Origin of the sequence: Rhodopseudomonas sp. BR0G17 (assembly GCF_010907025.1) — a bacterium.
GTDB lineage: Bacteria > Pseudomonadota > Alphaproteobacteria > Rhizobiales > Xanthobacteraceae > Rhodopseudomonas > Rhodopseudomonas palustris_H.
The window spans coordinates 19,904-43,119 of record NZ_QUML01000026.1 but is presented as its reverse complement, the minus strand read 5'-3'; the positions used below and the strand labels follow the sequence as shown (position 1 = coordinate 43,119).

The following is a 23,216-nucleotide window of genomic DNA, read 5'->3' as shown; positions in this document are numbered from 1 at the left end:
TGATTGATTTTAAATGGATAATCTGGTGCTGCCGGACAGGATTGAACTGTCGACCTCTCCCTTACCAAGGGAGTGCTCTACCACTGAGCTACGGCAGCATCGACCGGGCGGGGAATCAGCCAGTGGGGCTCCCGCGCGGCGCGGCCGTTCCTTGCCACAGGGCATCCGCCGGCGCAAGCGGATCGCGCCGGATGCCGGGGAAAAACCGGCCACAAGGTTCGCGAATTGGTCGCAGCATCCGAGCCGCTCGCCGGCTGGCGGGTTCTAGCCCTCGCCAACCAGGGTCAGCGGACCGGATCGCCGCGCTTGATCTGCATGAGCTGAGGCCCGATGCGGCGGCCGATTTCCTCGCCGAGCGCCGACAGCGCCCGCAACGGGCGGATCAGGACCTCGAATTCGGCGATTTCGCCGTCGTCGTTGAAGTGCATCAGGTCGATGCCCTTGAGATCCCAGCTGTCGATCGCCGCGCTGAATTCCAGTGCGACCTCCTGTGAGTCGCCAACGTAGGTGCGATGGTAGCGAAACCCTTGAAAAATGCTGGAGACCGTGCACAGAACCAGCAGGCAGGCGGCGCGGCCAACGATCGGCGACCGCACCACCGGGGAATGCAGCACGACCGTTTCGGCGAGTAGCGGCCGCATCCGGTCGCAGTCCCGGCTGACGAACACGTCGTGCCACACCGCCAGCGTTCGCTGCGCAGCCGGGGCGATGCCCGAAACCTCGATTGTCATGGCTGTCTCACTCGCGGCAACATGCCGAAACCATTATGTCGAACAATGGAACCGAGAGTTCAGCAGTATTCACCATGGCCGATATGCAGAATTCGCCCCCGCGAGGCTCTGGTCGCGAGCAGCGGCTGGCCGAGGCGCTGCGCGCCAATCTGAAACGTCGCAAAGCGCAGGCCCGCGGCCGCGCCGAGCCGGAGCCCGCACGCCCTGTCGCGATCGTGCAAGACACGCCGGATACCGGCGGTCATGATAACGCCAGCCAGCGCGGTGATGCTGGCGGCGACTGACACCGGCGCGACCAAGCGAAGAGGCACAGGCATGGCGGATTCGAGTTATGAGAACGATCGGCCGGATGCCTCTCAGGTCAGGCCGGTCGATCGCCACGATCAGACCTTTCCGGAGCTGACGCCGGCCGAGATCGATCGCATCCGGCGGTTCGGCGAGGTGCGGCGCTATGCCGACGGCGCGCGGCTGTTCGAGACCGGCCAGCCCGGTCCGGGGATGTTCGTGGTGCTGTCCGGCCATGTCGCGGTCAGCCAGCGTGACGGCCTCGGCCACATCACCCCGGTGGCTGAGCAGGGGCCCGGGCAGTTCCTGGCCGAGATCGGCCAATTGTCCGGCCGCGTCGCGCTGGTCGACGGCATCGCCGAGGGCGAGGTCGAATGCCTGCTGATTCCGCCGGACCGGCTGCGCGGTCTTCTCGTTGCCGAGGCAGATCTCGGCGAGCGGATCATGCGGGCGCTGATCCTGCGTCGGGTCAATTTGATCCAGGGTGGCGTCGGCGGCCCGGTACTAATCGGCTCGGCGAATGCCTCGGATGCGGTGCGGCTGATGGGCTTCCTGACCCGCAATGGCTGGCCGCATCATCTGCTCGATCCTGCGACCGATCACGACGCCGCCGAGCTGGTGGCGCGCTATTCGCCCACTCCGCGCGATCTTCCGCTGGTGGTGACGCCGGACGGCACGGTGCTGCGCAACCCCAGCGAGTCCGAGCTGGCGCGGGCGATGGGGATGAACGGCCACATCGATCGCTCCAAGCTGTACGACGTTGCGATCGTCGGCTCGGGGCCGGCAGGGTTGTCGACCGCGGTGTACGCCGCGTCCGAGGGGCTGGCGGTCGCGGTGTGCGATCAGCGCGCGTTCGGGGGCCAGGCCGGCGCCAGCGCGCGGATCGAAAACTATCTCGGTTTCCCGACCGGCATCTCCGGCATGGCGCTCACCGCGCGCGCCTACAATCAGGCGCAGAAATTCGGCGCCGATATCATGATCCCGACCGAAGTGAAGTCGCTGGTCTGCGGCTGCAACGACGGCACCTTCAAGCTTGCGCTCGACGACGGCGGCGAGCTGCGCGCCCGCGCCATCGTGGTCGCTAGCGGTGCGCGCTATCGCCGGCCGCAGATCGAGCGGCTGCCGGAGTTCGAAGGTCGCGGCGTGTACTACTGGGCTTCGCCGATCGAGGCGCGGCTGTGCAAGCAGCAGGATGTGATCCTGGTCGGTGGCGGTAATTCGGCCGGGCAGGCGGCGGTCTTTTTGTCGGGCCACGCCGCGCGCGTGCACATGGTGGTTCGCGGCGGAGGGCTTGCCGCCAGCATGTCGCGCTATCTGATCGAGCGGATCGAATCGACGCCGAACATCGAGCTGGTATTCAACACCGAGGTGGTGGCGCTCGATGGTTCGCCCGAAACCGGCCTGAGGCAGGCGACGCTGCGTAGCCGGCTCTCGGGCGAGGACCGCACCATGGCGGTGAGCAATCTGTTCCTGTTCGTCGGCGCCGATCCGGCGACCGGCTGGCTCGACGGCTGCGGCGTCACGCTGGATCGCGCCGGCTTCGTCGTCACCGGCGGGCCGTCGGTGGATGAAGGCCAGCGGCCGGCGCAGGCGCTTGAGACCTCGGTGCCCGGCGTGTTCGCGGTCGGCGACGTCCGGTCTGGCTCAGTGAAGCGGGTGGGCGGCGCGATAGGCGAGGGCGCCCAGGTGGTCGCCGCGCTGCACAGCTATCTGGCCGGTTGATTCCCAACGAAAAGAGCCCCGGCCGAAGCCAGGGCTCTGAAGTGCTCCGATCCGCTTAAGCGGTTAGCGGCCGGCGTTGCCGCTGATCGTGCCGTTGTTGTTGCCGCGCGGGCCGGTGTCGCCCTGGGTCGAAGACGGGGTGGGATGATTGGCACCGTTGATGCCCTTGCCGCCCATGCCGGTGGTGGCGCCGGGGGCCATTGTGCCGGTGTGCGGGGCGCCGTTGCCGACGTTCTGCGAGCCCATCGCGTTGCCGCGGGAATCGGTCTGGCTCTGCGCAGCCGCGGCCATGGTGGTCGCCAGCAGCGCGGCGGCGGCAACACCAGTCAATCGAGTCAGTCGGGATGTCATAGAACCTCCCTCGGGTGAATGGTGCGATCGCACCGACTGGCTCACCAACCGCAGCCTAGCGTCGTCGTTCCGGCGCGCACGACGGAATGCGGTCACATCGGCAAAACTCGTGGTATCAAAACGTGATGCGGGGCGGCGGCCGAAGCTTGCGCTGCTATCACGGTGCTGCGAACCATTCGCCGGACAGGAACGACAAAGCCGAAGCCCGGTTGGTGCGGCAGATCACGGAGGATCAAGGAATGCTATCGAAATTGAAGAGCGGCGCGACGCCGCGCACAGCCGCCCTCGCGTTCGCCGCCGTGCTGGCCGGTGCCGGTCTGTTCTCGGCGGTGGCGACCCCGGCCGAAGCGCGCGACTATCCCTACTGCCTGACCTCGCCCGGCTACGGCTATCCGGGCGACTGCAATTATGCCTCGTATGGGCAGTGCCGGGCCGCTGCCTCGGGCCGGCTGGCCGATTGCATCGTCAACCCGCGGGCTGCGTTCCGCGAGCCGCGCCACCGCGACTACCGGACCTACGGCCAGCGCTGGTAAGGCGGATTTTAGCCCCTCGTCGACAAAGCCGGCAGGCCGCTCAGGGCCTGCCGCGACCGCCCCGCCCTTGAAATCGCCTCAAATTCCACGCTTTTGCCACGGGCGGCGCTCCTGCCGTATAATTCCACAGCAAATCAGCGGGAATCGGCATGGATCGGATCAAGATCATCGGCGGCAACGAGTTGCGGGGCACTATCCCGATTTCGGGGGCCAAGAACGCAGCGCTGCCCCTGATGATCGCGGCCCTGCTCACCGACGAGACCCTGATTCTCGACAATGTGCCGCGCCTCGCCGACGTCGCGCTGCTGCAGCGGATCCTCGGCAACCACGGGCTCGACATCATGGCGGCGGGCAAGCGCCCGGGCGATCATGAATATCAGGGCCAGACCCTGCACATCTCCGCCAAGACCATCGTCGACACCACCGCGCCCTATGATCTGGTGTCGAAGATGCGCGCCAGCTTCTGGGTGATCGCGCCGCTGGTGGCGCGGATGCATGAAGCCAAGGTGTCGCTGCCGGGCGGTTGTGCGATCGGCACCCGGCCGGTCGACCTGTTGATCATGGCGCTGGAAAAGCTCGGCGCCGAGATCACGATCGACGGCGGCTACGTCATCGCCAAGGCGCCGGGCGGCCTCAAAGGCGCGACCATCACGTTCCCCAAGGTCACCGTCAGCGGCACCCATGTGGCGGTGATGGCGGCGGCGCTCGCCAAGGGCACCACCATCATCGACAACGCTGCCTGCGAGCCGGAGATCGTCGACGTCGCCGACTGCCTCAACAAGATGGGCGCCAAGATCACCGGTGCCGGCACGCCGCGCATCACCATCGAGGGCGTCGCCAAGCTGCACGGCGCGCGTCATACCGTGCTGCCTGACCGGATCGAGACCGGCACCTATGCAATGGCGGTGGCGATGGCCGGCGGCGAGGTCCAGCTCTCCGGCGCCCGCCCCGAGCTGCTGCAGGCGGCGCTCGACGTGCTGAGCCAGGCCGGCGCCACCATCACGGTCAACAACGACGGCATCAAGGTTTCGCGCAACGGCGCCGGCATCAGCCCGGTGACCGTCACCACCGCGCCGTTCCCGGGCTTCCCGACCGATCTGCAGGCCCAGCTGATGGCGCTGATGACCCGCGCCAAGGGCGCCTCGCACATCACCGAGACGATCTTCGAAAACCGCTTCATGCACGTCCAGGAGCTGGCGCGGTTCGGCGCCAAGATCTCGCTCGACGGCGAGACCGCGACCATCGACGGCGTCGAACGGCTGCGCGGCGCGCCGGTGATGGCGACCGACCTGCGTGCCTCGGTGTCGCTGGTGATCGCGGCGCTCGCCGCCGAAGGCGAGACCATGGTCAACCGCATCTATCATCTCGACCGCGGTTTCGAACGGCTCGAAGAGAAGCTGTCGGCCTGCGGCGCCAATATCGAGCGCATCAGCGGCTGATGCCGCGAAGGGGCCGGCCGTGGGCGATCTCAAGCTGCTTGCCTTCGATCCCGACGATCTTGCGGTGATCTCCGCGCATGTGCAGGACGCCCGGGTCGAGATCGGCGACATCGTCTGGCGCCAGGCCGAGAAGCGCCTGGTGATCGGCCTGCACCGGCTCGATTGGGAGCAGACGCTGTCGGGCGAACCGGTGCCCGGCCGCCTGATTGCCGCGCTGCGGTTCGAGCGGGTGCTGGCCTGCAAGTCGCGCGCGATCGACATGAACGCCAAGGATGAGGCGCTCGAATTGATCGGCCTCGAATTTTACACCGCGCCGGAGCCGCCCGGCGGCAGCGTGGTGCTGATGTTCTCCCGCGGCGGCATGCTGCGCCTCGACGTCGAATGCCTCGAATGCGCCCTGACCGATCTCGGTCCGGACGCGCTCGGTGTCGGCGATGGCGAGGCTCCGCCGGAAAACCTCGGTGGACTCGGCTGAGTGCGCTGCAGGGTCGCTCCGCGGTGTCCGCCAAACCCCACAGGTTATGAGGGTTGACGGCGGTAAGGCGCCGCGCCATTGAGCAGAGGCCGCCCCGCCGCAGCCGCCTGCCGGATCAATCGACATGCCCCTTCGTCTCGATAACGCCAGTCCCGATTTTGCTTCCAAATTCAAAGCCTTCCTGGCGATGAAGCGGGAGGTCGCGGCGGATATCGAGGCCGCCACCCGCGCCATCGTCGACGACGTGGCGCATCGCGGCGACGCTGCCCTGCTCGAGGCGACCGAGAAGTTCGACCGGCTGACGCTGGATGCCGCCGGCATGCGGATCAGCGAGGACGAGGTCGAAGCCGCCGTGAAGGCGTGCGATTCCGAGACGGTCGACGCGCTGAAGCTGGCGCGCGACCGCATCGAGTTCTTCCATCGCCGGCAGCTGCCGAAGGACGACCGCTTCACCGATCCGCTCGGCGTCGAGCTCGGCTGGCGCTGGAGCCCGATCGAGGCGGTTGGCCTGTACGTGCCCGGCGGCACCGCGGCGTATCCGTCGTCGGTACTGATGAATGCGATTCCGGCGAAGGTCGCCGGGGTGGAGCGTGTGGTGATGGTGGTGCCGTCGCCCGGCGGCACGCTCAATCCGCTGGTGCTGGCTGCGGCGAAGCTCGGCGGTGCGACCGAGATTTACCGCATCGGCGGCGCCCAGGCGGTGGCCGCGCTGGCTTATGGCACCGCGACGATTCAGCCGGTCGCCAAGATCGTCGGTCCCGGCAACGCCTATGTGGCCGCCGCCAAGCGCCTGGTGTTCGGCCGCGTCGGCATCGACATGATCGCCGGCCCGTCGGAAGTCGTCGTCGTCGCCGACAAGACCGCCAACCCGGATTGGATCGCGGCCGATCTGCTGGCGCAGGCCGAGCACGACGCCAATGCGCAATCGATTCTGATTACTGATAGCGCGGTGCTCGCCGCCGACGTCGAACGTGCGGTCGCGGCGCAGCTCAACACGCTGTCGCGGGTCAAGATCGCGCGCGCCTCGTGGGACGAGTTCGGCGCTATCATCAAGGTCGCCAAGCTCGACGACGCGATCCCGCTCGCCAATGCGATTGCGGCCGAGCATCTCGAGATCATGACCGCCGATCCGGAGGCGTTCGCCGCCAAGGTCCGCAACGCCGGCGCGATCTTCCTCGGCGGCCATACGCCGGAAGCGATCGGCGATTATGTCGGCGGCTCCAACCACGTGCTGCCGACCGCGCGCTCGGCGCGGTTCTCGTCGGGCCTCGGCGTGCTCGATTTCATGAAGCGCACCTCGATCCTGAAGTGCGGCCCCGAACAGCTCGCCGCGCTCGGCCCGGCCGCGATGGCGCTCGGCAAGGCCGAAGGATTGGACGCGCATGCGCGATCGGTGGGACTGCGTCTGAATCAGCGATGAGCAATCCGGAACCAGACGATTCCAACAATCGCATCGTCGCGGTGACGCTCGACGAGGAATCGATCGGGCGCTCGGGACCGGACATCGAGCACGAGCGCGCCATCGCGATCTACGATCTGGTCGAAAAGAACCTGTTCGCGCCCGAGGGCGCGGGCGAGGGGCCGTTCACGCTGCACATCGGCATCACCGGCAACCGGCTGATGTTCGACATCCGCCGCGAGGACGGTGCGCCGGTGATCACCCATCTGCTGTCGCTGACGCCGTTCCGCCGCATCGTGAAGGACTACTTCATGATCTGCGACAGCTACTATCAGGCGATCCGCACCGCCACGCCCGACAAGATCGAAGCCATCGACATGGGCCGCCGCGGCATCCACGACGAAGGCTCGCGCACGCTGCAGGAGCGGCTGGCCGGCAAGGTCCGTATCGATTTCGAGACCGCGCGGCGGCTGTTCACGCTGATTTCCGTGCTGCACTGGAAGGGCTGATGATGCACGGCGCGCGCGGGGAAACCTGGCGTGGGCCGAACGGCGGCGGACGATGGTGATGACACCGCCGTCGCGGACCGGCCTGCCGCACGCGGTGCTGTTCGCCTGCGGCATGAACAGCGTGCGCTCGCCGATGGCGGAGGCGATGCTGCGCGGCATCGCGCCGCGCACGATGTATGTGCGCTCCGCCGGCGTGAAGACTCACGAACTCGATCCGTTCGCCGTGGCGGTGATGGCCGAGCGCGGTCTCGACATCTCCAAGCACAGGCCGACCACGTTCGAAGAGCTCGATGATTACGAGGGCCTGAACTTCGACCTGATCGTCACGCTGTCGCCGGAGGCGCACCACAAGGCACTGGAGTTGACCCGCGCCCATGCGGTCGACGTCGAATACTGGCCGACCTACGATCCGACCGGCACCGAAGGCAACCGCGAGCAGAAGCTCGCCGCCTACCGCGAAGTCGCCGACTCCCTGATGCAGCGCATCTACAAACGCTTCGGCCGCCACAGCGGCGGGAACGAGTAGTTGTGAGCCGGTGATCTGTTCCGGCCAAGCGTTCCTGGCCTTGCGCTGTTTCGCGTGAGCATGGAGTAACCACGCCCTTTCACGTCTGTCATTCCGGGGCGCGCCGCCAGACGCGAATCCGGAATCCCGAGCTTGTGGAGCACGGCCTCCTGCACAACGAGCTTTCGGGTTCGCTCGCTGCGCGAGCGCCCCGGACTGACGTTCCGCGGGGGAGGGGCGCAAGCATGCAAGGAGAAGAGCGCCCACTTCGCAGACTGCGGCTCCATGCTTTGGCCGCTCGCTCGGTATCTGCTATCCATCAAGCGTTGGTACACGATCGGAAATCGCAATGATCACGCGTCTTGCTGTCTCGGGCTATCGATCGCTGCGTGATGTTCGGCTGTCGCTCGGGCCGCTGAATGTCGTCACCGGCGCCAACGGCACCGGCAAGTCGAGCCTGTATCGCGCGTTGCGGCTGCTCGCCGAGATCGCGCAGGGGCGGGTGATTCAATCGCTGGCCGCCGAGGGCGGCTTGCCGTCGACGCTGTGGGCCGGGCCCGAGACATTGTCACGCACGATGAAGCGCGGCGTTCATCCGGTGCAGGGCACGACGCGCAGCAACCGCATCGCAATCAAGCTCGGGTTCGCTGGCCCGGATTACGGCTACGCGATCGATCTCGGCCTGCCGCCGCCGCCGGATGGGCCGCGCGCGTCGAGGTTCACGCGCGATCCGGAGATCAAGGTCGAGAGCGTGTGGACCGGCGAACTGCTCGGCCGTGCCAACGCTTTTGCCGAACGGCGCGGTCCGTTCGTGCGGGTGCGTGACGATGGCGGCCAGTGGCGCGAGGTGTATCGGTCGCTGAGCCCCGCCGACAGCATGATGACTCACGGCGCCGATCCGCGCGAGGCGCTCGAACTGTTGCTGCTGCGCGACCGGATGCGAGACTGGCGGTTCTACGATCAGCTGCGTACCGATCGCGATGCGCCGGCGCGGCGGCCGCAGATCGGCACCCGCACGCCGGTGCTCGGCGGCGACGGTGCCGATCTGGCGGCAGCGATCCAGACCATCCTGGAGATCGGCGATCACGACGCGCTCGCGGCCACCATCGACGATGCGTTTCCGCGTGCGCGGCTGGAAGTGTCCGAGGCCGACGGTTATTTCGAGCTCGCGATGGCGCAGCACGGCCTGCTGCGTCCGCTGAAAGCCGCGGAATTGTCGGACGGCACGCTGCGCTATTTGCTGCTGGTCGCCGCGCTGCTGTCGCCGCGGCCGCCCGAGCTGATGATCCTCAACGAGCCGGAGGCCAGCCTGCACCCCGATCTGCTGGCGCCGCTCGCCCGGCTGATCGCCGCAGCCGCGACACGCTCGCAGATCGTTGTGGTGTCGCATGCCGACGGGCTGGTCTCGGCACTGCGCCGCGAGGCCGACAGCCGCGAGATCGTGCTCGAGAAAGAGCTGAGCGAGACGCTGGTCCGCGACGGTGAGCGTCCATCCTGGAACTGGCCGGCGCGTTGACTGTCCTGCTCTGTGCCCGGCGCCTGTTGTCCCGGCACTCGCCTTCCGATAGGTTCCGCGCTCTCTCCCGCCACCCCGTCGAATCAAAAGTTCCGCATGCTCGGCCGCCCCAAACTCGTTCTCGCCTCCGGCTCGCCGCGACGGCTCGCGCTGCTCAACCAGGCCGGCATCGAGCCCGATGCGCTGCGGCCGGCGGACGTCGACGAAACGCCGATCCGCGGCGAGCTGCCGCGCGCCTGCGCCAACCGGCTGGCCCGCGCCAAGGCCGAGGCGGCGCTGCAGTCGATCCAGCTCGACGACGATCTGCGCGGCTCGTATCTGCTCGCCGCCGATACCGTGGTGGCGGTCGGCCGCCGCATCCTGCCGAAGGCCGAGCTGACCGACGAAGCCTCGCAGTGCCTGCGGCTGCTGTCGGGCCGCAATCACCGCGTCTATACCGCCGTCTGCCTGGTCACGCCGAAGGAGGCGTTCCGCCAGCGTCTGGTCGAGACCCGGGTGCGGTTCAAGCGGCTGTCGGAAGAGGACATCGCCGGCTACGTCGGCTCCGGCGAATGGCGCGGCAAGGCCGGCGGCTATGCGGTGCAGGGCATCGCCGGCTCGTTCGTGGTCAAGCTGGTCGGCTCCTACACCAATGTGGTCGGGCTGCCGCTGTACGAGACGATTTCGCTGCTCGGCGGCGAGGGCTTCCCGATCCGCCATGGCTGGCTCAATGCCGGCTGATCCGGTCGTGCAGCGCCCGCGCGGCGCCAAGCCCTGCCCGGTGTGCGGCAAGCCGGCGACCGCCGAATCGCGCCCGTTCTGCAGCGAGCGCTGCCGCGACGTCGACCTCAATCGCTGGCTGTCCGGCTCCTACGCCATTCCCGGCCGGCCCGCCGACGACGAAGAGGATTGAGCCGGAATTCCGGGCGGCGGCTGTACGACGATCCGGTGAATTTTTCCCCGGCAAAACACCGTCACGACGGGTGGACAGCGCCGCCGTGTCTGACTATAACCCGGCGCTCCCCCGGTTTCGAACCGGGCGGACGACGCCCAGGTAGCTCAGTTGGTAGAGCATGCGACTGAAAATCGCAGTGTCGGTGGTTCGATCCCGCCCCTGGGCACCATTCCCCCCTTTAAGCTTCGGCTCCCTCTGCACAGGCCTCCACCGGCCCCTTTGCTTGCATTAGCCTTGCGCCGGATGATACCGCTGGGACGAGCGCGCGGAGCGTGATTTTGGCGGCTTCGCGCGGGTCGCTGTATGCCGTCGGTGGACGGCGGTTCCGTTGTGCATCCTTGATGTCATCGAGCGAACGATCCGACAGCCGTGCAGCGTCGCTCCCCGTCGCGACCGTGGCGGCGCCGCGCCGTCAGTGGCTCCGCCATCTATTGAAAGCCGCCGGCCTGCGGTTCGACAATCCGGCGGAAGAGCGCCGCTTCGTCGATAGCTACGTCCGGTCCCAGATCGGCTGGACCCAGGCGGCGATGGTCCTCGGCGCGCTGACCTATGCGGGCTACACCTTCTGGGACTGGATGCTGTACCCCGAGGTCGTGCCGATCACGCTGGCGATCCGCGGCGGCACGGCACTGATGGTGCTGCTGCCGCTCACGCTGCTGCTCGGGATGGCGCGGCGCTGGGCCGAGACCATCCTGCTGCTGTACTGCGTGATCCCGGGCTGCGTACTGCCGTCGGTGTATCTGGTGCTGCCGTCCGGCTTCACCTACGCGTCCGCCGGGATGATCATCGTCATCCTGTTCGTCTCGACCATGCTGCCGCTGCGGATCGGCTCGCTGCTGATCTTCTGCGTGACGACCTGGCTGGCCTTCGCTTTCGCCGAGCGGTTGGCGCCGGAGATGTCGCCAGGACTCGGCTTCATCAATCACTTCCTGATCGGCAACTCGTATCTGCTGTCGCTGTACGCCGTCGGCGCCCGCGAACATCGGGCGCGCCGCCAGTTTGCCACCACCGAGGCGCTACAGCGCGAGACTGCGCGATCGGAAGCATCGCTGCGCGAGCTCCGCGCCACCCAGGCGCATCTGGTGCAAGCCGAGAAGCTGGCGGCGCTGGGACAGCTCGTCGCCGGCGTCGGCCATGAAGTCAGTACGCCGATCGGGCTGGCGCTGACGACCTCGAGCGCGATGCAAGCCGACGTCCGCGACCTTGCCCGCGCCCTTGAAGGCGGTGCGGTGCGGCGCTCCGATCTGACCCGCGGCATCGGCCGGCTCGACCAAGGACTGGGGATGACGCAGCAGAACCTGCTGCGCGCCTCCGAGATGATCCACGCCTTCAAGCAGGTTGCGGTCGATCAGGCCAACGAGCAGCGCGAAGGGGGCGAGCTGCGTGGCTGGCTGTCCACCAGCTTCGACAAGCTAAGGCCGCTGCTATCGCGTCGCGGCCTGACGGTGGAGCTGAACGTGCCGGAAGGGATCACGTTGATCAGCCGCCCCGGCGCGCTCGGTCAGGTGCTCGGCATCCTCGCCTTCAACGCGGCGATCCACGCTTACCCGGGCGACGCCGAGGGCGTGCTGCATGTGGAGGCCGCGCGGATCGCGCCGGACCGGGTCCGGATCACACTGGCGGACGATGGCGTCGGCATCCCGGCCGATCTCGCCGAACGGATCTTCGATCCGTTCTTCACGACCAAGCGCGACGGCGGCAGCATCGGCCTCGGCCTGCACATCGCCTTCAACCTCGTGGCCTCGACGCTCGGCGGCACGATCGAGCTGATCGGCCGCGAGCAGGGCGCCGCGTTTCAGATCGATTTGCCGACCATGTCGCCCTCGTGATGAGCCGTTTCGGGAGCGTCGCATGACGGGGCTGCCTCTTTGGGAACACCATCACCGATGAGGTGTGGTGCAGGAGGTCAGGAAGCACGCCCTCGGCTCCGGAGGGGATGACGTATGTTCGCTCTGTGCAGAGGCCGCCCGCGCTCGTAGCGTTACCAGTTGCGCTCGTTTCGCAAACTGCAGCAATCTGACACCGTCATAGCCGGTCTTTGTTTTGCGTCGCGGCGCTCACGGTCCTTACGCCTGCCAAGAGGTGGTGATGGAGGTGCTGGTCGTCGACGACGAGCCGGCGGTGCGCACGGTGCTGACTCTGGTGCTGAGCAAAGCCGGCCATCAGGTCACGGTGTGCGACAGCGGGGCTGCGGCGCTCGATTGGCTCAGCCGGAGCGATCCGGCGCTGGTGCTGATCGATCTCAGCCTGCCCAAGGTCCAGGACAAGAGCGTGCTGGCTGCGGTGCGGGCCGCGCGGCCGGCGCTGCCGATCATCGTGATCAGCGGGATGCTGCCGGAATTCGATGCGACGATGCTGAAGCGGGAAGGAATGACGGTCGAGAACGGCGTCTATTGCCTGGCCAAGCCGTTCACCGCCAAACAATTGCAGACGCTGATGGATGCCGCGCTGGCGCCAGGCGACCGGACGCCGGGATAGGCTCGGCTATTCCTGGACGACGTCGTCGCAGGCGGAGCAGCGGAACACGGTGCGCGGCGGATGTTGCAGCCGACGCGGCAAACGGCCGATCAGCTTCATTTCACCGCCGCACTTCTCGCAGCGGCGCTGAGCAGAATAATCGTGTTCGATATCGGACATCGGAGCGCTTGATGGTGATTGTAAAGTTTGCTTTACACCTTGCCCAAGTCATTGTCAGGTCCGATTTGTGTTCATTTTTTGGACGCTTCGCACCGTCCGAGAGTAAATTGGTTCCATGATACCTTCTGCGCTGATCTTCGACGTCGATGGGACCCTCGCGGAAACCGAAGAACTGCACCGTCAGGCCTTCAACGCCACCTTCGCGGCCGAGCAATTGCCGTGGCATTGGGATGCGACGCTGTATCGCAAGCTGCTCGACGTCACCGGCGGCAAGGAGCGGATCGCTCACTTCCTGAAGTCGGAGCCGGAGGGCGCGGAGCGGGCGGCCGATCGGATCCCCGAATTGCACCGGGCCAAGACCGACCGCTACACCGCGCTGGTCGCTGCCGGCACCTCGCTGCGCCCCGGCGTGGCGCGGCTGATCCGTGAGGCCAAGGCGGCGGGCGTGAAGCTCGGCATCGCCACCACCACCAGCCTGCCGAATGTCGAGGCGCTGCTTCAGTCCTCGCTCGGGCCGGACGCGATGGCGCTGTTCGATGCGGTCGGGGCCGGCGACGTGGTGCCGGCCAAGAAGCCGGCGCCGGACATCTACCTCCACGTGCTCGACGCGCTGCAGCTGCCGGCCGCCGCTTGCGTCGCGTTCGAGGATTCCACCAACGGGGTGCGCGCCGCGCGCGCTGCCGGGCTGCCGACCATCGTCACGCCGGGGCTCTATACCGAGGGCGACGACTTCCCCGGCGCGCTCGCGGTGCTGAGCGATCTCGGCGAGCCGGACGCGCCGTATCGGCATCTGGCCGGTGCGGGCGCGGGCGATTCCCTGGTGACGCTGGACGCGCTGGCGCGCTGGTGCCGCGCCGCCTGAGCGCAGGCGGCCGTCAGCGCGGCCGCACGATCTTGAACACGCCGTGCGCCAGGATGATGCAGCGGCGGTCGACGCTGACTTCGGTCGAGGTGAAGATCAGGCTGCGCGTGGTCCGCACCACCCGTGGCCGCGAGATCAGCAGGTCGCCGATCTCGGCGGCGTCGACGAAATGGGTGTCCATTTGCACCGTGGCCAGATGCGGCGCGCCGGACTGATCGCGCGCCGCGATGCCCGAGGTGCGGTCCGCCAGCGTCATCATCAGCCCGCCCTGCACCAGGCCGCGCTTGTTGCGGTGCTTGGCCGCGGTCGCGATCGCGTATTCGTTGGTGCCGTCGACGCAGCGGTGCCACAGCGGCCCGACCAGATCGATGAAGCCGTCGTCGTGGATCACGCTCCAGCCGTCGGCCTTCATGCTGCGGGCAGTGGTGGTCTCGGTCATCGATCGCGTCTCCGTCTCCGCATGGCGTTGCGCGGCGGCAACGGTTTCCTCGTTCAGGCGCGCAGTGTAGTCAAGACAGATGAGCCACGCGCACGATGATGCCACCCGAGCCCTGATCGCCGCGCGCTGCGCGGCTTTTCCGCGCCACGATGACGGCCTGTCGCCGGCCGGACTGAAACGCGCCGCGGTGGCGATCGCGCTGGTCGCGGCGGAGGACGGCAGCGCGGCGTTCCTGCTGACGCGGCGCTCGCCGCGGCTGCGCTCCCACGCCTATCAATGGGCGCTGCCCGGCGGCCGCTGTGACGCCGGAGAGACCGCGCCTGAAACCGCGCTGCGGGAATTGCACGAGGAGCTCGGCCTCGCGCTTCACGCCGGCGACGTGCTCGGCATCCTCGACGACTATCCGACCCGGTCCGGCTACCTCGTGACCCCGGTGGTGGCGTGGGCCGCGGCGGCGGGGCCGCTGGCGCCGAACCCGGACGAAGTCGCCTCGGTGCACCACGTCGGCCTCGGCGAGATCGCGCCGCCGGATGTGTTCGACTTCACCTCGATCCCGGAGAGCGACCGCCGCGTGGTTCGGTTCCGCTACGAAGACGACTTCATCCACGCACCGACCGCGGCGCTGATCTATCAGTTTCGCGAAGTGCTGGCCGGCCGCGTCACCCGCGTCGCCGATCTCGAACAGCCGGTGTTCGCCTGGAAGTAGCCAGCGCCGTGCGCTGTCGCACGAATGCGGAACGGTCTTCTGAAACAAACAATCGCCGGGTTCACAGCTTGTGATGCCCGGCGCAAGCTGTGGGGCAACGGTTCATTCACCCTATCGGGCGAGGATGCGGCATGGCTCATTCGATCATCCATCTCGCCCGGCTCGCGCCGGTTGCGCTGCTCGCTTTTGGATCCCACGCGCTCGCCCAGACCGCGGCGCCGCTGCCGTCTTCGGTGGCGAACGCGATGGCGCAAGCTGCCTCGCCGCAGGCGATCGCCGAATATCGCTACCGGCTGCAGCAGTATCAGGCCGCGCGCGCCGAATTCGAACGCGACGCCGGCGCCTATTGGGATGCGATCGCCGAGCGACGGCGCATCCGCAATGCCAAGCGCCGCACCGGCGAGCAGATCACGATGGACGACTACGTGCTGGTGCAGCCGCCGGTCTATACCGGGCCGAAGCGGCCGATCGATCCGGAGCCGTCGACCGAACCGCCGCGCGAGCGCAAGTCGCTGCCGGTGGTCGCCGACTTCGTCCGCGCCGCCGCCGAATACTATCAGTTCACGCCGCAGCGTCCGTCGAGCGAGGTCGAGTTCAAGCGCGCTTATGCGCGTGCCGCCCGCGAAGCCGGTCTGACCCGCGATCAGGCGGTGCGGGTCTATGCGTTCGAGACCGGCGGCAACGGCGATCACGACATGCAGTCGGGGCTCAGCAAGACGCGGCCCGGCTCGCGGCCGATCTCGACCGCGATCGGCTACAATCAGCTGCTCACCACCAACACCTTGGTGCTGCTGGCCGAGCAGGGCAATCAGATCATCAAGTCGCTCAGCGAGAAGGCTGCGACGCTGTCGGGGCCGCGGCGGCAGGCGCTCGACCGCAAGATCGCGGTGGTGAAGCGCATGGTGGCGTTCGCGCGCTCGATCCCGGGCAATTGGAGCGAGCACGAGAAACTCGGCCGCACCCCGCAGGGCTGGGGCGTGCATGCGCTGGTGCTCGACATCGATGTCGGCCCGCTGCTGCAGACCCACAAGCTGCTGACCTCGGTGGTGTTCGCGCAGCGCAAGGGTTACCCGGAGCGGCTCACCGCCGCCGAGCTCGAGATGATGAATCTCACCGGCGACAGCACCGGCCTCGACATGGTGACGATGCCGCAGGAGATGCGCGAGGTGGTGCCGACCTCGAACTTCTTCCAGCGCTCCGGCTATGAGCGCAATCCGGTGGCGATCCGCCACAACACCGTGGCGAAGCTGCTCGCCGTCACCGACGCGCGGATGGACGCCAACAGCAACAATCCGGGCGCACGCGAGCTGTTCGCCGCGTTCGAGACCAGCGCGCAGCGCTGAAGCGCGATCGGGTTCGGCGCTACTGATCGGCGCCGAACTTGAAGTTGCCGTCGCCTTCGAGGAACGGCCCTGAGCGCATGTAAAGTTGGCCGTTGGCGCCGACGAAGAACAGCGTCTCGCGCGGCACCTTCCTGGCGCCTTTGAACAGCTCCTTGGCGTTGCTGGTGCCCATCTTGTAGGTCAGCGTCTTGCCGTCGCGGGTGTAGCCGTAGCCCTTGTCCGGTGCCAGCACCCACGGCTCGCCGGCGTCGGCGTGAGCGACCGAGGTCAGCGCCGCAAGGCTCGCGGTGATCAGCAGGGTGGTGCGAAACGCGGTCATCGCTGAGGCTCCAAACAGAGCATGCCGGGCCGTGACCAACCGAGTCGGTCGACCATCGCGCCGCGCGGCCGTCTCTGAACAAATCACGAACGATCAGTTGCGGTCAACAATGCCGCATGCTGATGTCGGTCGGATGTCAGCGCCGTTTGGTTCGACTTTGTGATTTTACCCATGTCTGGGCGCCGCTATGGTTCGGCCACCGAGTCGCCGTTCACGCGCGACGATCGCAGCGGGAGGACGACGATGCAGATGCAGGGCCTTTCGATCGGCGCGATGCTGATCGCCGGATTGGCTTCGTTGGTCGCAGCAGCGCCGGCCGCCGCCGACGAATACCGGCTCAGCAACAATCAACGCATCTCCTGCAGCCGCGGCCTGAGCCCGGGCAAGCTGGTCACCGCCACCTGTCGGTCCTACGCATATCTGTTCAACACCAAGACCTCGGAATATTTCCGCTGCGCCGTCAGCCTGGCGATGACGCGCGACAACAAGGAAGTGATCAACGTTCAGACCGACGGCGGCTGCTTCCGCCGGCCGCGGATCTTCGACGCCGATGGCGACTATCAGTTCGACGGCGCCGAGACCGAGCCGGCCAACACCAACGCGTTCTTCGGCGCCGGCGGCTATGTGGTGTGGGCCGCCGATACCAAGCAGCGCCGCGTCCGCGGCTGCGTCACCATCGCGTCGGGCCTCGGCGATGACGTCTCCAAGTGCCAGGAGATGACGTTCGACTGACGCGTGAACGCGCTCAGTCCTGTATCGCCACCGGACGCGCGTGTGCAGCGCGGGCGAATTTCTTCAGGCCCATCGGCTTGCCGAACAGATAGCCCTGCATCTTGTCGAAGCCGAGCTCGTGCGCGGCCTGGAAGTCGGCGCGGGTCTCGATACCGGTCGCGGTGCAGCGCGCGCCGTAGTCACCGGCGAGCTCGACGATTCGCTTACACACCGTGCGCTTCAGCCTGTCGTCGGCGCAGCCGGTGACGAACGAGCGGTCGACCTTCAGTTCGACGAACGGAAAGGTGTCGAGGTGCATCAGCGCCGGCCAGTCCGCGCCGACCTTGTCGATCGCGATCGCGACGTTGCGCAGCCGCAGCCGCCGGCCGATCTCGGCCATTTCGTCCAGATGGTCGACGATCTCGACGGCGTCGATCTCGATGATCAGCCCGCCGAACGCCGGATGCTGCGGCACCCAGGCTGAGAGGTCGTCGAGCGCGCGCTCATTGCCGAGGAAGCTGACCGGCAGGTTGATCGACAGATCGATCGGGCCCTGATGGTCGAGCAGATAGTGCCAGTCGGCGATCGCGCGTTTCACCACGAACTCCGACAGCGCGCGGAAATGCGGATCGTTGCCGTCGGGCATAAACGCCGACGGCGAGACCACGCCCCAGCTCGGATGCCGCATCCGCAGCAGCGCCTCGGCGCCCTGCGGCGTCAGCGAATGCGCGTCGACACAGCGCTGATACCACAGCTCCAGCCAGCCGGCCTTCAGCGCCTCGGCGACGTCGATCTCCGGCTCGGGAGCCGGCTCCTGCGGCAGCAGCGGCGCGAGGCTGAGACTCAGCGTGTGGACGCTGAACGGCGTTGCCAACGGTGGTAGCATCCGCAAGCCGCGCGCGGCGCCGTGCTGGCGGATCGCGTCCGACATGATGGTCTCGCGCGGCGCGATCGTCAGCACGCTGCCGGTAAAACAGGTCGCCGCGAGCGTATCGAGAATCGCCTCCGCTTCGACGCCGTCGACGCTCGAACCGATCACCAGCAGGTCGGGCTGATGTTCGGCGAGCCGCGCCGGCAGTTCCAGCGCGCCGGCGCATTCCCCCGTCACGAATCGGAACTCCTCCAGCGCGTCGGCCAAAAAAGCGCGCAAGTGCGGCTTGCGATCGACGACACAGGCGCGCGGCGCCACCTTGCGGCGGCCGAAACCGCCTGCAGGTACGCACACTTCCGCTTCCGTCGTTGCTCTCATTGGTCCACCCCCCGAAATAACGCGCCAAACTTTAGGGGTTGGAGAGAGTTCAAAATGTGGAATTAAACCGAAACCCACACTAAGTCCCGGGTAGGGTTAAATGGATGCCTATGATTCAAATGCGATCTTTTGAAACGCGCACGATGTAATGGGTTTAGGTGTCACGCGTCGGGTGCAATCACGACGCCTCACGCCTTCGTCGAAGATCAAATTTGCACAGGCTGCAATGAGTGCGACGTAGCTATAGCGGCGCAATTCCGGCGGTCTTCGCCACTTTCTCCCAGCGCGCGATTTCGGCCTCGACGTGACGCTGCATATCCTCGGGCGATCCACCGCCCGGGTCGGCGCCGATGTCGCGAAGTTTCGCCGTTCCGCTGTCGCTCGCGAGGAAGGCCGCAACCGTAGCGTTGAGGCTGGTGATGATTTCCGCCGGGGTGCCGCGCGGCGCCCCGATGGTGAACCAGGAGGCGGTCTCGTAGCCCGGCACGCCGGCTTCCGCGATGGTCGGCAGATGCGACAGCGGCGGCCAGCGCTTGGCGGTGGTCACCGCGAGCGGACGAATCTCGCCGGCCTCGAGCAGCGGTTTGGACGCCGGCAGATTGTCGATGGTGAGATGCACGCGGCCTTCGGCAAGATCGCGCAGCATCGGCGCCGATCCCTTGTACGGCACCGCGGTGATCTCGACGCCGGTCATCGTCTTGAACAGTTCGGTCGACAGGTGCCCGGTCGAGCCGAGCGCCGAGACGCCGTAGAACAATTCGCGTGGGCGCTGCCGTGCGTAGCTGATCAGTTCGGTGACGCTGGTCACCGGCAGCGACTTGGTCACCGACAACAGGTTCGGTACGCGGGCAATCACGATCACCGGTGTGAAGTCGGTGCGCGGATCGTACCCCATGGTCCGATACACGAGGCGATTGGTGGCGTGGATGCCGGGCGTGCCGACGATGAAGGTGTAGCCGTCCGCCGGCACCTTGGCGACGTAGGAGGCGGCGATATTGCCGCTCTCGCCGCCGCGGTTGTCGATCACGAATGCCTGGCCGTAATGCTCCGAGAGACGGGTAGCGATCAACCGCGCCAGCATGTCGGTGGTGCCGCCGGCGGTGAACGGTACCACCAGCGTCACCTGCCGGGTCGGCCAATCCGCTGCGCGCGCCCGGCGTGGCAGCAGCGGCAGGGTGGCGATCACGGCAGCTCCGCGCAGAACGCTGCGCCGGCTGATACGCGATCGCGGATAGAGGGGTTCGATCATCTCATCCCTTGGAGCATTGTCCCCGCGCTGCGGGCAGCGCGGCCGGCTACGTTGAGCGGCCAGCATGATCCTACGCGCGCGATTCGGCGAGGACCAGCGCGGCCACACGCGGCGGCGCGGTCTCCTACGATCGTCGTTAGCGAGTGATGAGTCCGGGGCGGCCGGCTTCGACGACGAGCGAGCGGATCGTTGTTGCGGGGTGTCCGGGTACGGCGATGCTGTCGATCGCGCGGAAGTCCGCCAGCCATTGCTGCGGCGTCACGGTGTGCCGCGTGTAGCCGCGCTGGTCGCTGAAGAACTTCAGCTGCGGATTGTTGCGATGCATGGTGGCCATCGTCGCGTCGTCCGGTGGTGCGCCGCCGACCGATGAGATCGAGGTCGACAGAAACTCGACGCCGACGCATGGCGAGTTGGGATTGCGGGCGTCGCGATGCAGTTCGAGCGCCAGCGCCCGGTGCAGGTCACCGCTGAGCACCACGGCGTTGGTGACCTTCGCTTCATCGAGCATCGCGATCAGCCGGTCGCGCGCCGCGGTGGCGCCGTTCCAGGTGTCGACATCGAACACCGGCTCGCCTTTGTCCTCGATCTTGGGAAAGCCGCGCCAGTCGAACGGCGCAAACAGCACCTGCTGCGCCAGCACCCGCCAGGTCGCGTCGCCCTGCTTCAGCCGCGTCGCGAGCCATTGCTCCTGCGCGGCGCCGAGCATGGTGCGGTCCGGCGCGTCGGCCTCGGTGCAGCCCGCCAGGAAGCCGTCGCCGCAGGGCTGGCGCGATCGATATTGCCGGGTGTCGAGCACCGCGATGTCCGCCAGTTTGCCGAAGCGAAAGCCTCGGTACGCCTGCACGTCCGGTCCGCGCGGCCGCTGCGTCCGGCGCACCGGCATGTGCTCGTACCAGGCCTGCAGCGCCATCGCCCGGCGAAACAGGAACGCCTCCGGCGGCGTCTGCTTTGGATCGCTTTCGCTCGCCCAGTTGTTGGCGATCTCGTGGTCGTCGAAGCTGATCAGGAACGGGCAGGACGCGTGAGCGGCCTTCAGATCGGGATCGGATTTATACAGCGCGTAGCGGCGGCGGTAGTCGGTCAGCGTGTAGCAGGTCGAAAAGTCCTTCGGCATGGTGCGTGGCCACGGCGCGTCATTCTTGTCGGTGGCCGCAAAGCCGTATTCGTAGATGTAGTCGCCGTAGTGGAACACGAAATCGAGTTGCTCCTCGGCGATCGCGCGCCACGCCGCATAGTAGCCGCCCTCCCAGCGCTGGCAGCCGGCCGAAGCAAAGCGGAGCTGCTGCAGCGTCGCATCCGGCGCCGGTAAGGTGCGGGCGCGGCCGATCGGGCTTTCGGCGCCGCCGGCGCGGAAGCGATAGAAGTAGTCGCGTCCCGGCGCCAGGCCTTCGACCTCGACGTGCACCGAATGCGCCAGTTCGAGATAGGCGGTGGTGCGCTCGCTGCGCAGGATCCGGGTCATCGCCGGATCGTCGGCGATCTCCACCGTCACCTCGACCGGCTGGGCGCTCATTCCGCCTCGGGCCTTCAGCGGTTCCGGCGCCAGCCGCGTCCACAGCACGAAACCGTCCGGCGCCGGATCACCGGACGCGATGCCGAGCGTGAACGGATCGGTGGAGAATGACGCCGGCGCGGCTGCGCCGGCACTCGCCGGTACGATGCCGATCAGCCCGGCGCCGAGCGCACCGCGCAGCACGGTGCGGCGGTCGAGTGCGAACGGGTCAAAATGATCAGGCGGCATCGGTGGTACTCTTGCGAGGGCGTCTTGCGGGCTGCGGTTCGACGCAGCCTAGCAGCGCCGGATGAAACTCTCTCGACACCAAACTGCCGTATCACGTTCAACATCATCCGGGTTCCCGGATTGTGACCGGGCGGGTTTCTCTATAGCTTTTCGCGGTCGTGTCTCAGGTTTGGTCAGCATGAATATGGAAGATCTTTATCGGCTGCTGCGCACCAGCCACGTTCAGGCGCAAGGCATCGTCGATACGGTCGCCGATCCGATGCTGGTCCTGGACGCCAATCTGACCGTGCAGAATGCCAGCCGCGCGTTTTTCGAAACCTTCAAGGTCGATCGCTACGAGACGATCGGCCAGCCGCTGTTCGAACTCGGCAACGGCCAATGGGACATCCCCGAGCTGCGCCGGCTGCTGCTCGAGGTCATTCCCAAGGCGACGGCGGTGATCAACTACCAGGTCGATCACGTCTTCCCGGGCCTGGGGCCGCGGACGATGCTGCTGACCGCGCGCACGCTGGTGCATCCCGACAACGCCAGCCATTCGATGCTGCTGTCGATCGTCGATGCCACCGACCGGTTCCGGCGTGACGCCGCCAAGGATTTGCTGCTCGGCGAGATGCGGCACCGAATGAAAAATCTGTTCGGCGTGGTGCAGTCGCTGGCGCGGCAGACCACGACGGACGGGCGGACCGCCAAGCAATACAGGGACGACTTCCTCGGCCGCTTCGGCGCCTTGATGGAGGCCGAAGACCTGGCGTTCGTCACCCAGGACGAGACCGCGCTGCTCAAACTGCTGCAGCGAATCCTGGCGCCCTACAAGGGGGGCCCGGCGGTGATTGCGATCGAGTCCGGGCCCGCGGTGGTGCTCGCGCCGCGCTCGCTTGGCTCGCTCAGCCTCGTCCTGCATGAGCTCGCGACTAACGCCGCCAAATACGGCGCCCTGTCGGCGCCGGGCGGACAGGTGCGGGTGACCTGGGCGGTCGACGCCGGCAAGCAAGAACTGCGGCTGAGCTGGGTTGAAACTGGTGGCCCGGCGGTCACGCCGCCGGCCAGCACTGGTTACGGCACGGAGCTGATCCGCTCGGTGACAAGCTACAGCCTCGGCGGACGTTCGGAACTCGATTACGCCGTCGAGGGTTTACGGGCTGAGATCATCATCCCTCTGAGGAGTGAATCGCTCCCGAGTTGAAAGTGCATCGTGCAGAAGACGGTTCTGATCGTCGAAGACGAATTCTTGATCGCGATGGATCTGGTTAGGATGGTCGAAGGCGATGGCTGGAGGATCATCGGACCGGTCGCGACCGTGCAAGATGCACTTCGTTTGCTCGATGCCGAGCTGCCCTCGGTGGCAATGCTCGACGTCAATCTCGGCAAGGAGCTGGTGACGCCGGTGGCGGAACGACTAAAGGCGCAGAACGTGCCGTTTGCGGTGGCCAGCGCCTATGACAAGCCCGAGAGCCATGGCGGTGACGTACTGGCCGGCGTGCCGAATGTCGGTAAACCGGCCGCCGAACGACGGCTGCTGACGATCTTGAAGCAGCTTACCGAGAGCTGACGTCTCCGCCAG

The 23,216-nt window shown here is 67.1% G+C and carries 27 protein-coding genes and 2 tRNA genes; 20 read left to right on the top strand and 9 right to left on the bottom strand.

Going from position 1 to position 23,216, the window contains the following annotated elements; genetic code table 11:
* Positions 1 to 23: 23 nt before the first annotated feature.
* Together DY467_RS18565 and DY467_RS18560 are read right to left on the bottom strand one after the other, a co-directional pair.
* A tRNA-Thr gene (locus DY467_RS18565) sits at positions 24 to 98 on the bottom strand.
* Positions 99 to 284: 186 nt separating this feature from the next.
* Positions 285 to 731 carry a nuclear transport factor 2 family protein gene (locus DY467_RS18560; RefSeq protein WP_164638108.1) on the bottom strand — a complete coding sequence of 149 codons (447 nt, stop codon included), beginning with the start codon at positions 729 to 731 and terminating at the stop codon, positions 285 to 287.
* Between DY467_RS18560 and DY467_RS18555 the strand changes: the two genes are divergently transcribed.
* Positions 725 to 1,015 (top strand): hypothetical protein, encoded by a 291-nt coding sequence (locus DY467_RS18555; RefSeq protein WP_246701577.1) that lies wholly within the window; start codon positions 725 to 727, stop codon positions 1,013 to 1,015. The genes DY467_RS18560 and DY467_RS18555 overlap by 7 nt on opposite strands.
* A gap of 31 nt (positions 1,016 to 1,046) precedes the next feature.
* Positions 1,047 to 2,738 carry an FAD-dependent oxidoreductase gene (locus DY467_RS18550; RefSeq protein WP_164638106.1) on the top strand — a complete coding sequence of 564 codons (1,692 nt, stop codon included), beginning with the start codon at positions 1,047 to 1,049 and terminating at the stop codon, positions 2,736 to 2,738.
* Between the two features lie 63 nt (positions 2,739 to 2,801).
* On the opposite strand, the gene DY467_RS18545 is transcribed toward DY467_RS18550, so the two are convergent.
* A complete protein-coding gene (locus DY467_RS18545; RefSeq protein WP_164573110.1) occupies positions 2,802 to 3,089 on the bottom strand; it encodes a hypothetical protein in 288 nt (95 codons plus the stop codon).
* 239 nt (positions 3,090 to 3,328) lie between these two features.
* On the opposite strand from DY467_RS18545, the gene DY467_RS18540 reads away from it, so the two are divergent.
* The 12 genes from DY467_RS18540 to DY467_RS18485 all read left to right on the top strand — a co-directional run bounded on the left by DY467_RS18540 (position 3,329) and on the right by DY467_RS18485 (position 12,877).
* Positions 3,329 to 3,622 (top strand): DUF3551 domain-containing protein, encoded by a 294-nt coding sequence (locus tag DY467_RS18540; RefSeq protein ID WP_164638104.1) that lies wholly within the window; start codon positions 3,329 to 3,331, stop codon positions 3,620 to 3,622.
* A gap of 149 nt (positions 3,623 to 3,771) precedes the next feature.
* Positions 3,772 to 5,061 carry a UDP-N-acetylglucosamine 1-carboxyvinyltransferase gene (gene murA, locus DY467_RS18535; RefSeq protein ID WP_164573108.1) on the top strand — a complete coding sequence of 430 codons (1,290 nt, stop codon included), beginning with the start codon at positions 3,772 to 3,774 and terminating at the stop codon, positions 5,059 to 5,061.
* A gap of 19 nt (positions 5,062 to 5,080) precedes the next feature.
* Positions 5,081 to 5,536 (top strand): DUF2948 family protein, encoded by a 456-nt coding sequence (locus DY467_RS18530; RefSeq protein WP_164638102.1) that lies wholly within the window; start codon positions 5,081 to 5,083, stop codon positions 5,534 to 5,536.
* A gap of 124 nt (positions 5,537 to 5,660) precedes the next feature.
* Complete coding sequence (hisD, locus tag DY467_RS18525; protein ID WP_107346087.1) at positions 5,661 to 6,956, top strand: histidinol dehydrogenase; 1,296 nt, start codon at positions 5,661 to 5,663, stop codon at positions 6,954 to 6,956.
* Complete coding sequence (locus DY467_RS18520) at positions 6,953 to 7,444, top strand: UPF0262 family protein (protein ID WP_011160062.1); 492 nt, start codon at positions 6,953 to 6,955, stop codon at positions 7,442 to 7,444. The genes hisD and DY467_RS18520 overlap by 4 nt, the downstream gene beginning before the upstream one ends.
* Positions 7,445 to 7,502: 58 nt before the next feature.
* Positions 7,503 to 7,970, top strand: coding sequence for an arsenate-mycothiol transferase ArsC (locus DY467_RS18515; protein WP_164638165.1), 468 nt, complete (start codon positions 7,503 to 7,505; stop codon positions 7,968 to 7,970).
* A gap of 328 nt (positions 7,971 to 8,298) precedes the next feature.
* Positions 8,299 to 9,465: an AAA family ATPase gene (locus tag DY467_RS18510; RefSeq protein ID WP_164638100.1), complete on the top strand. Its 1,167-nt coding sequence runs from the start codon at positions 8,299 to 8,301 to the stop codon at positions 9,463 to 9,465.
* Between the two features lie 96 nt (positions 9,466 to 9,561).
* The gene (locus DY467_RS18505; RefSeq protein WP_012497704.1) at positions 9,562 to 10,185 is read left to right on the top strand and encodes a Maf-like protein; all 624 of its coding nucleotides are present in this window, start codon (positions 9,562 to 9,564) and stop codon (positions 10,183 to 10,185) included.
* Entirely contained in the window at positions 10,175 to 10,357 is a 183-nt protein-coding gene (yacG, locus tag DY467_RS18500) for a DNA gyrase inhibitor YacG (RefSeq protein WP_164638098.1), read from the top strand. The genes DY467_RS18505 and yacG overlap by 11 nt, the downstream gene beginning before the upstream one ends.
* Before the next feature lie 135 nt (positions 10,358 to 10,492).
* Positions 10,493 to 10,568, top strand: a tRNA-Phe gene (locus DY467_RS18495).
* Between the two features lie 172 nt (positions 10,569 to 10,740).
* On the top strand, positions 10,741 to 12,228 hold the full coding sequence (locus tag DY467_RS18490) for a sensor histidine kinase (protein ID WP_246701576.1): 1,488 nt from the start codon (positions 10,741 to 10,743) through the stop codon (positions 12,226 to 12,228).
* A gap of 259 nt (positions 12,229 to 12,487) precedes the next feature.
* Positions 12,488 to 12,877 (top strand): response regulator, encoded by a 390-nt coding sequence (locus DY467_RS18485; protein ID WP_164638094.1) that lies wholly within the window; start codon positions 12,488 to 12,490, stop codon positions 12,875 to 12,877.
* A 6-nt stretch (positions 12,878 to 12,883) separates the two neighbouring features.
* Here the strand turns inward: DY467_RS18485 and DY467_RS18480 are convergent, their stop codons facing one another.
* Complete coding sequence (locus tag DY467_RS18480) at positions 12,884 to 13,036, bottom strand: hypothetical protein (RefSeq protein WP_159060705.1); 153 nt, start codon at positions 13,034 to 13,036, stop codon at positions 12,884 to 12,886.
* A 115-nt stretch (positions 13,037 to 13,151) separates the two neighbouring features.
* Between DY467_RS18480 and DY467_RS18475 the strand changes: the two genes are divergently transcribed.
* Complete coding sequence (locus tag DY467_RS18475) at positions 13,152 to 13,898, top strand: HAD-IA family hydrolase (protein WP_164638092.1); 747 nt, start codon at positions 13,152 to 13,154, stop codon at positions 13,896 to 13,898.
* Between the two features lie 13 nt (positions 13,899 to 13,911).
* Here DY467_RS18475 and DY467_RS18470 read toward each other — a convergent pair whose 3' ends face one another.
* Complete coding sequence (locus DY467_RS18470; RefSeq protein ID WP_104512854.1) at positions 13,912 to 14,337, bottom strand: PaaI family thioesterase; 426 nt, start codon at positions 14,335 to 14,337, stop codon at positions 13,912 to 13,914.
* 79 nt (positions 14,338 to 14,416) lie between these two features.
* Here DY467_RS18470 and DY467_RS18465 point away from each other — a divergent pair, with 79 nt between their 5' ends.
* Positions 14,417 to 15,043, top strand: coding sequence for an NUDIX hydrolase (locus DY467_RS18465; RefSeq protein WP_164638090.1), 627 nt, complete (start codon positions 14,417 to 14,419; stop codon positions 15,041 to 15,043).
* Between the two features lie 131 nt (positions 15,044 to 15,174).
* Entirely contained in the window at positions 15,175 to 16,386 is a 1,212-nt protein-coding gene (locus tag DY467_RS18460) for a hypothetical protein (RefSeq protein ID WP_107346080.1), read from the top strand.
* Positions 16,387 to 16,405: 19 nt separating this feature from the next.
* Here the strand turns inward: DY467_RS18460 and DY467_RS18455 are convergent, their stop codons facing one another.
* A complete protein-coding gene (locus DY467_RS18455; RefSeq protein ID WP_164638088.1) occupies positions 16,406 to 16,705 on the bottom strand; it encodes a hypothetical protein in 300 nt (99 codons plus the stop codon).
* A 273-nt stretch (positions 16,706 to 16,978) separates the two neighbouring features.
* Between DY467_RS18455 and DY467_RS18450 the strand changes: the two genes are divergently transcribed.
* Positions 16,979 to 17,437: a hypothetical protein gene (locus DY467_RS18450; protein ID WP_246701578.1), complete on the top strand. Its 459-nt coding sequence runs from the start codon at positions 16,979 to 16,981 to the stop codon at positions 17,435 to 17,437.
* A 13-nt stretch (positions 17,438 to 17,450) separates the two neighbouring features.
* On the opposite strand, the gene DY467_RS18445 is transcribed toward DY467_RS18450, so the two are convergent.
* The 3 genes from DY467_RS18445 to DY467_RS18435 form a co-directional block, all read right to left on the bottom strand.
* Positions 17,451 to 18,665 (bottom strand): EAL domain-containing response regulator, encoded by a 1,215-nt coding sequence (locus DY467_RS18445; protein ID WP_164638086.1) that lies wholly within the window; start codon positions 18,663 to 18,665, stop codon positions 17,451 to 17,453.
* A 241-nt stretch (positions 18,666 to 18,906) separates the two neighbouring features.
* The gene (locus DY467_RS18440) at positions 18,907 to 19,914 is read right to left on the bottom strand and encodes a Bug family tripartite tricarboxylate transporter substrate binding protein (RefSeq protein ID WP_164638084.1); all 1,008 of its coding nucleotides are present in this window, start codon (positions 19,912 to 19,914) and stop codon (positions 18,907 to 18,909) included.
* A gap of 136 nt (positions 19,915 to 20,050) precedes the next feature.
* On the bottom strand, positions 20,051 to 21,655 hold the full coding sequence (locus tag DY467_RS18435) for an alkaline phosphatase D family protein (RefSeq protein ID WP_205502529.1): 1,605 nt from the start codon (positions 21,653 to 21,655) through the stop codon (positions 20,051 to 20,053).
* Between the two features lie 178 nt (positions 21,656 to 21,833).
* Here DY467_RS18435 and DY467_RS18430 point away from each other — a divergent pair, with 178 nt between their 5' ends.
* Positions 21,834 to 22,838, top strand: coding sequence for an HWE histidine kinase domain-containing protein (locus tag DY467_RS18430; RefSeq protein ID WP_164638081.1), 1,005 nt, complete (start codon positions 21,834 to 21,836; stop codon positions 22,836 to 22,838).
* Between the two features lie 9 nt (positions 22,839 to 22,847).
* Positions 22,848 to 23,204, top strand: coding sequence for a response regulator (locus DY467_RS18425; RefSeq protein ID WP_349627658.1), 357 nt, complete (start codon positions 22,848 to 22,850; stop codon positions 23,202 to 23,204).
* Positions 23,205 to 23,216 lie beyond the last annotated feature (12 nt).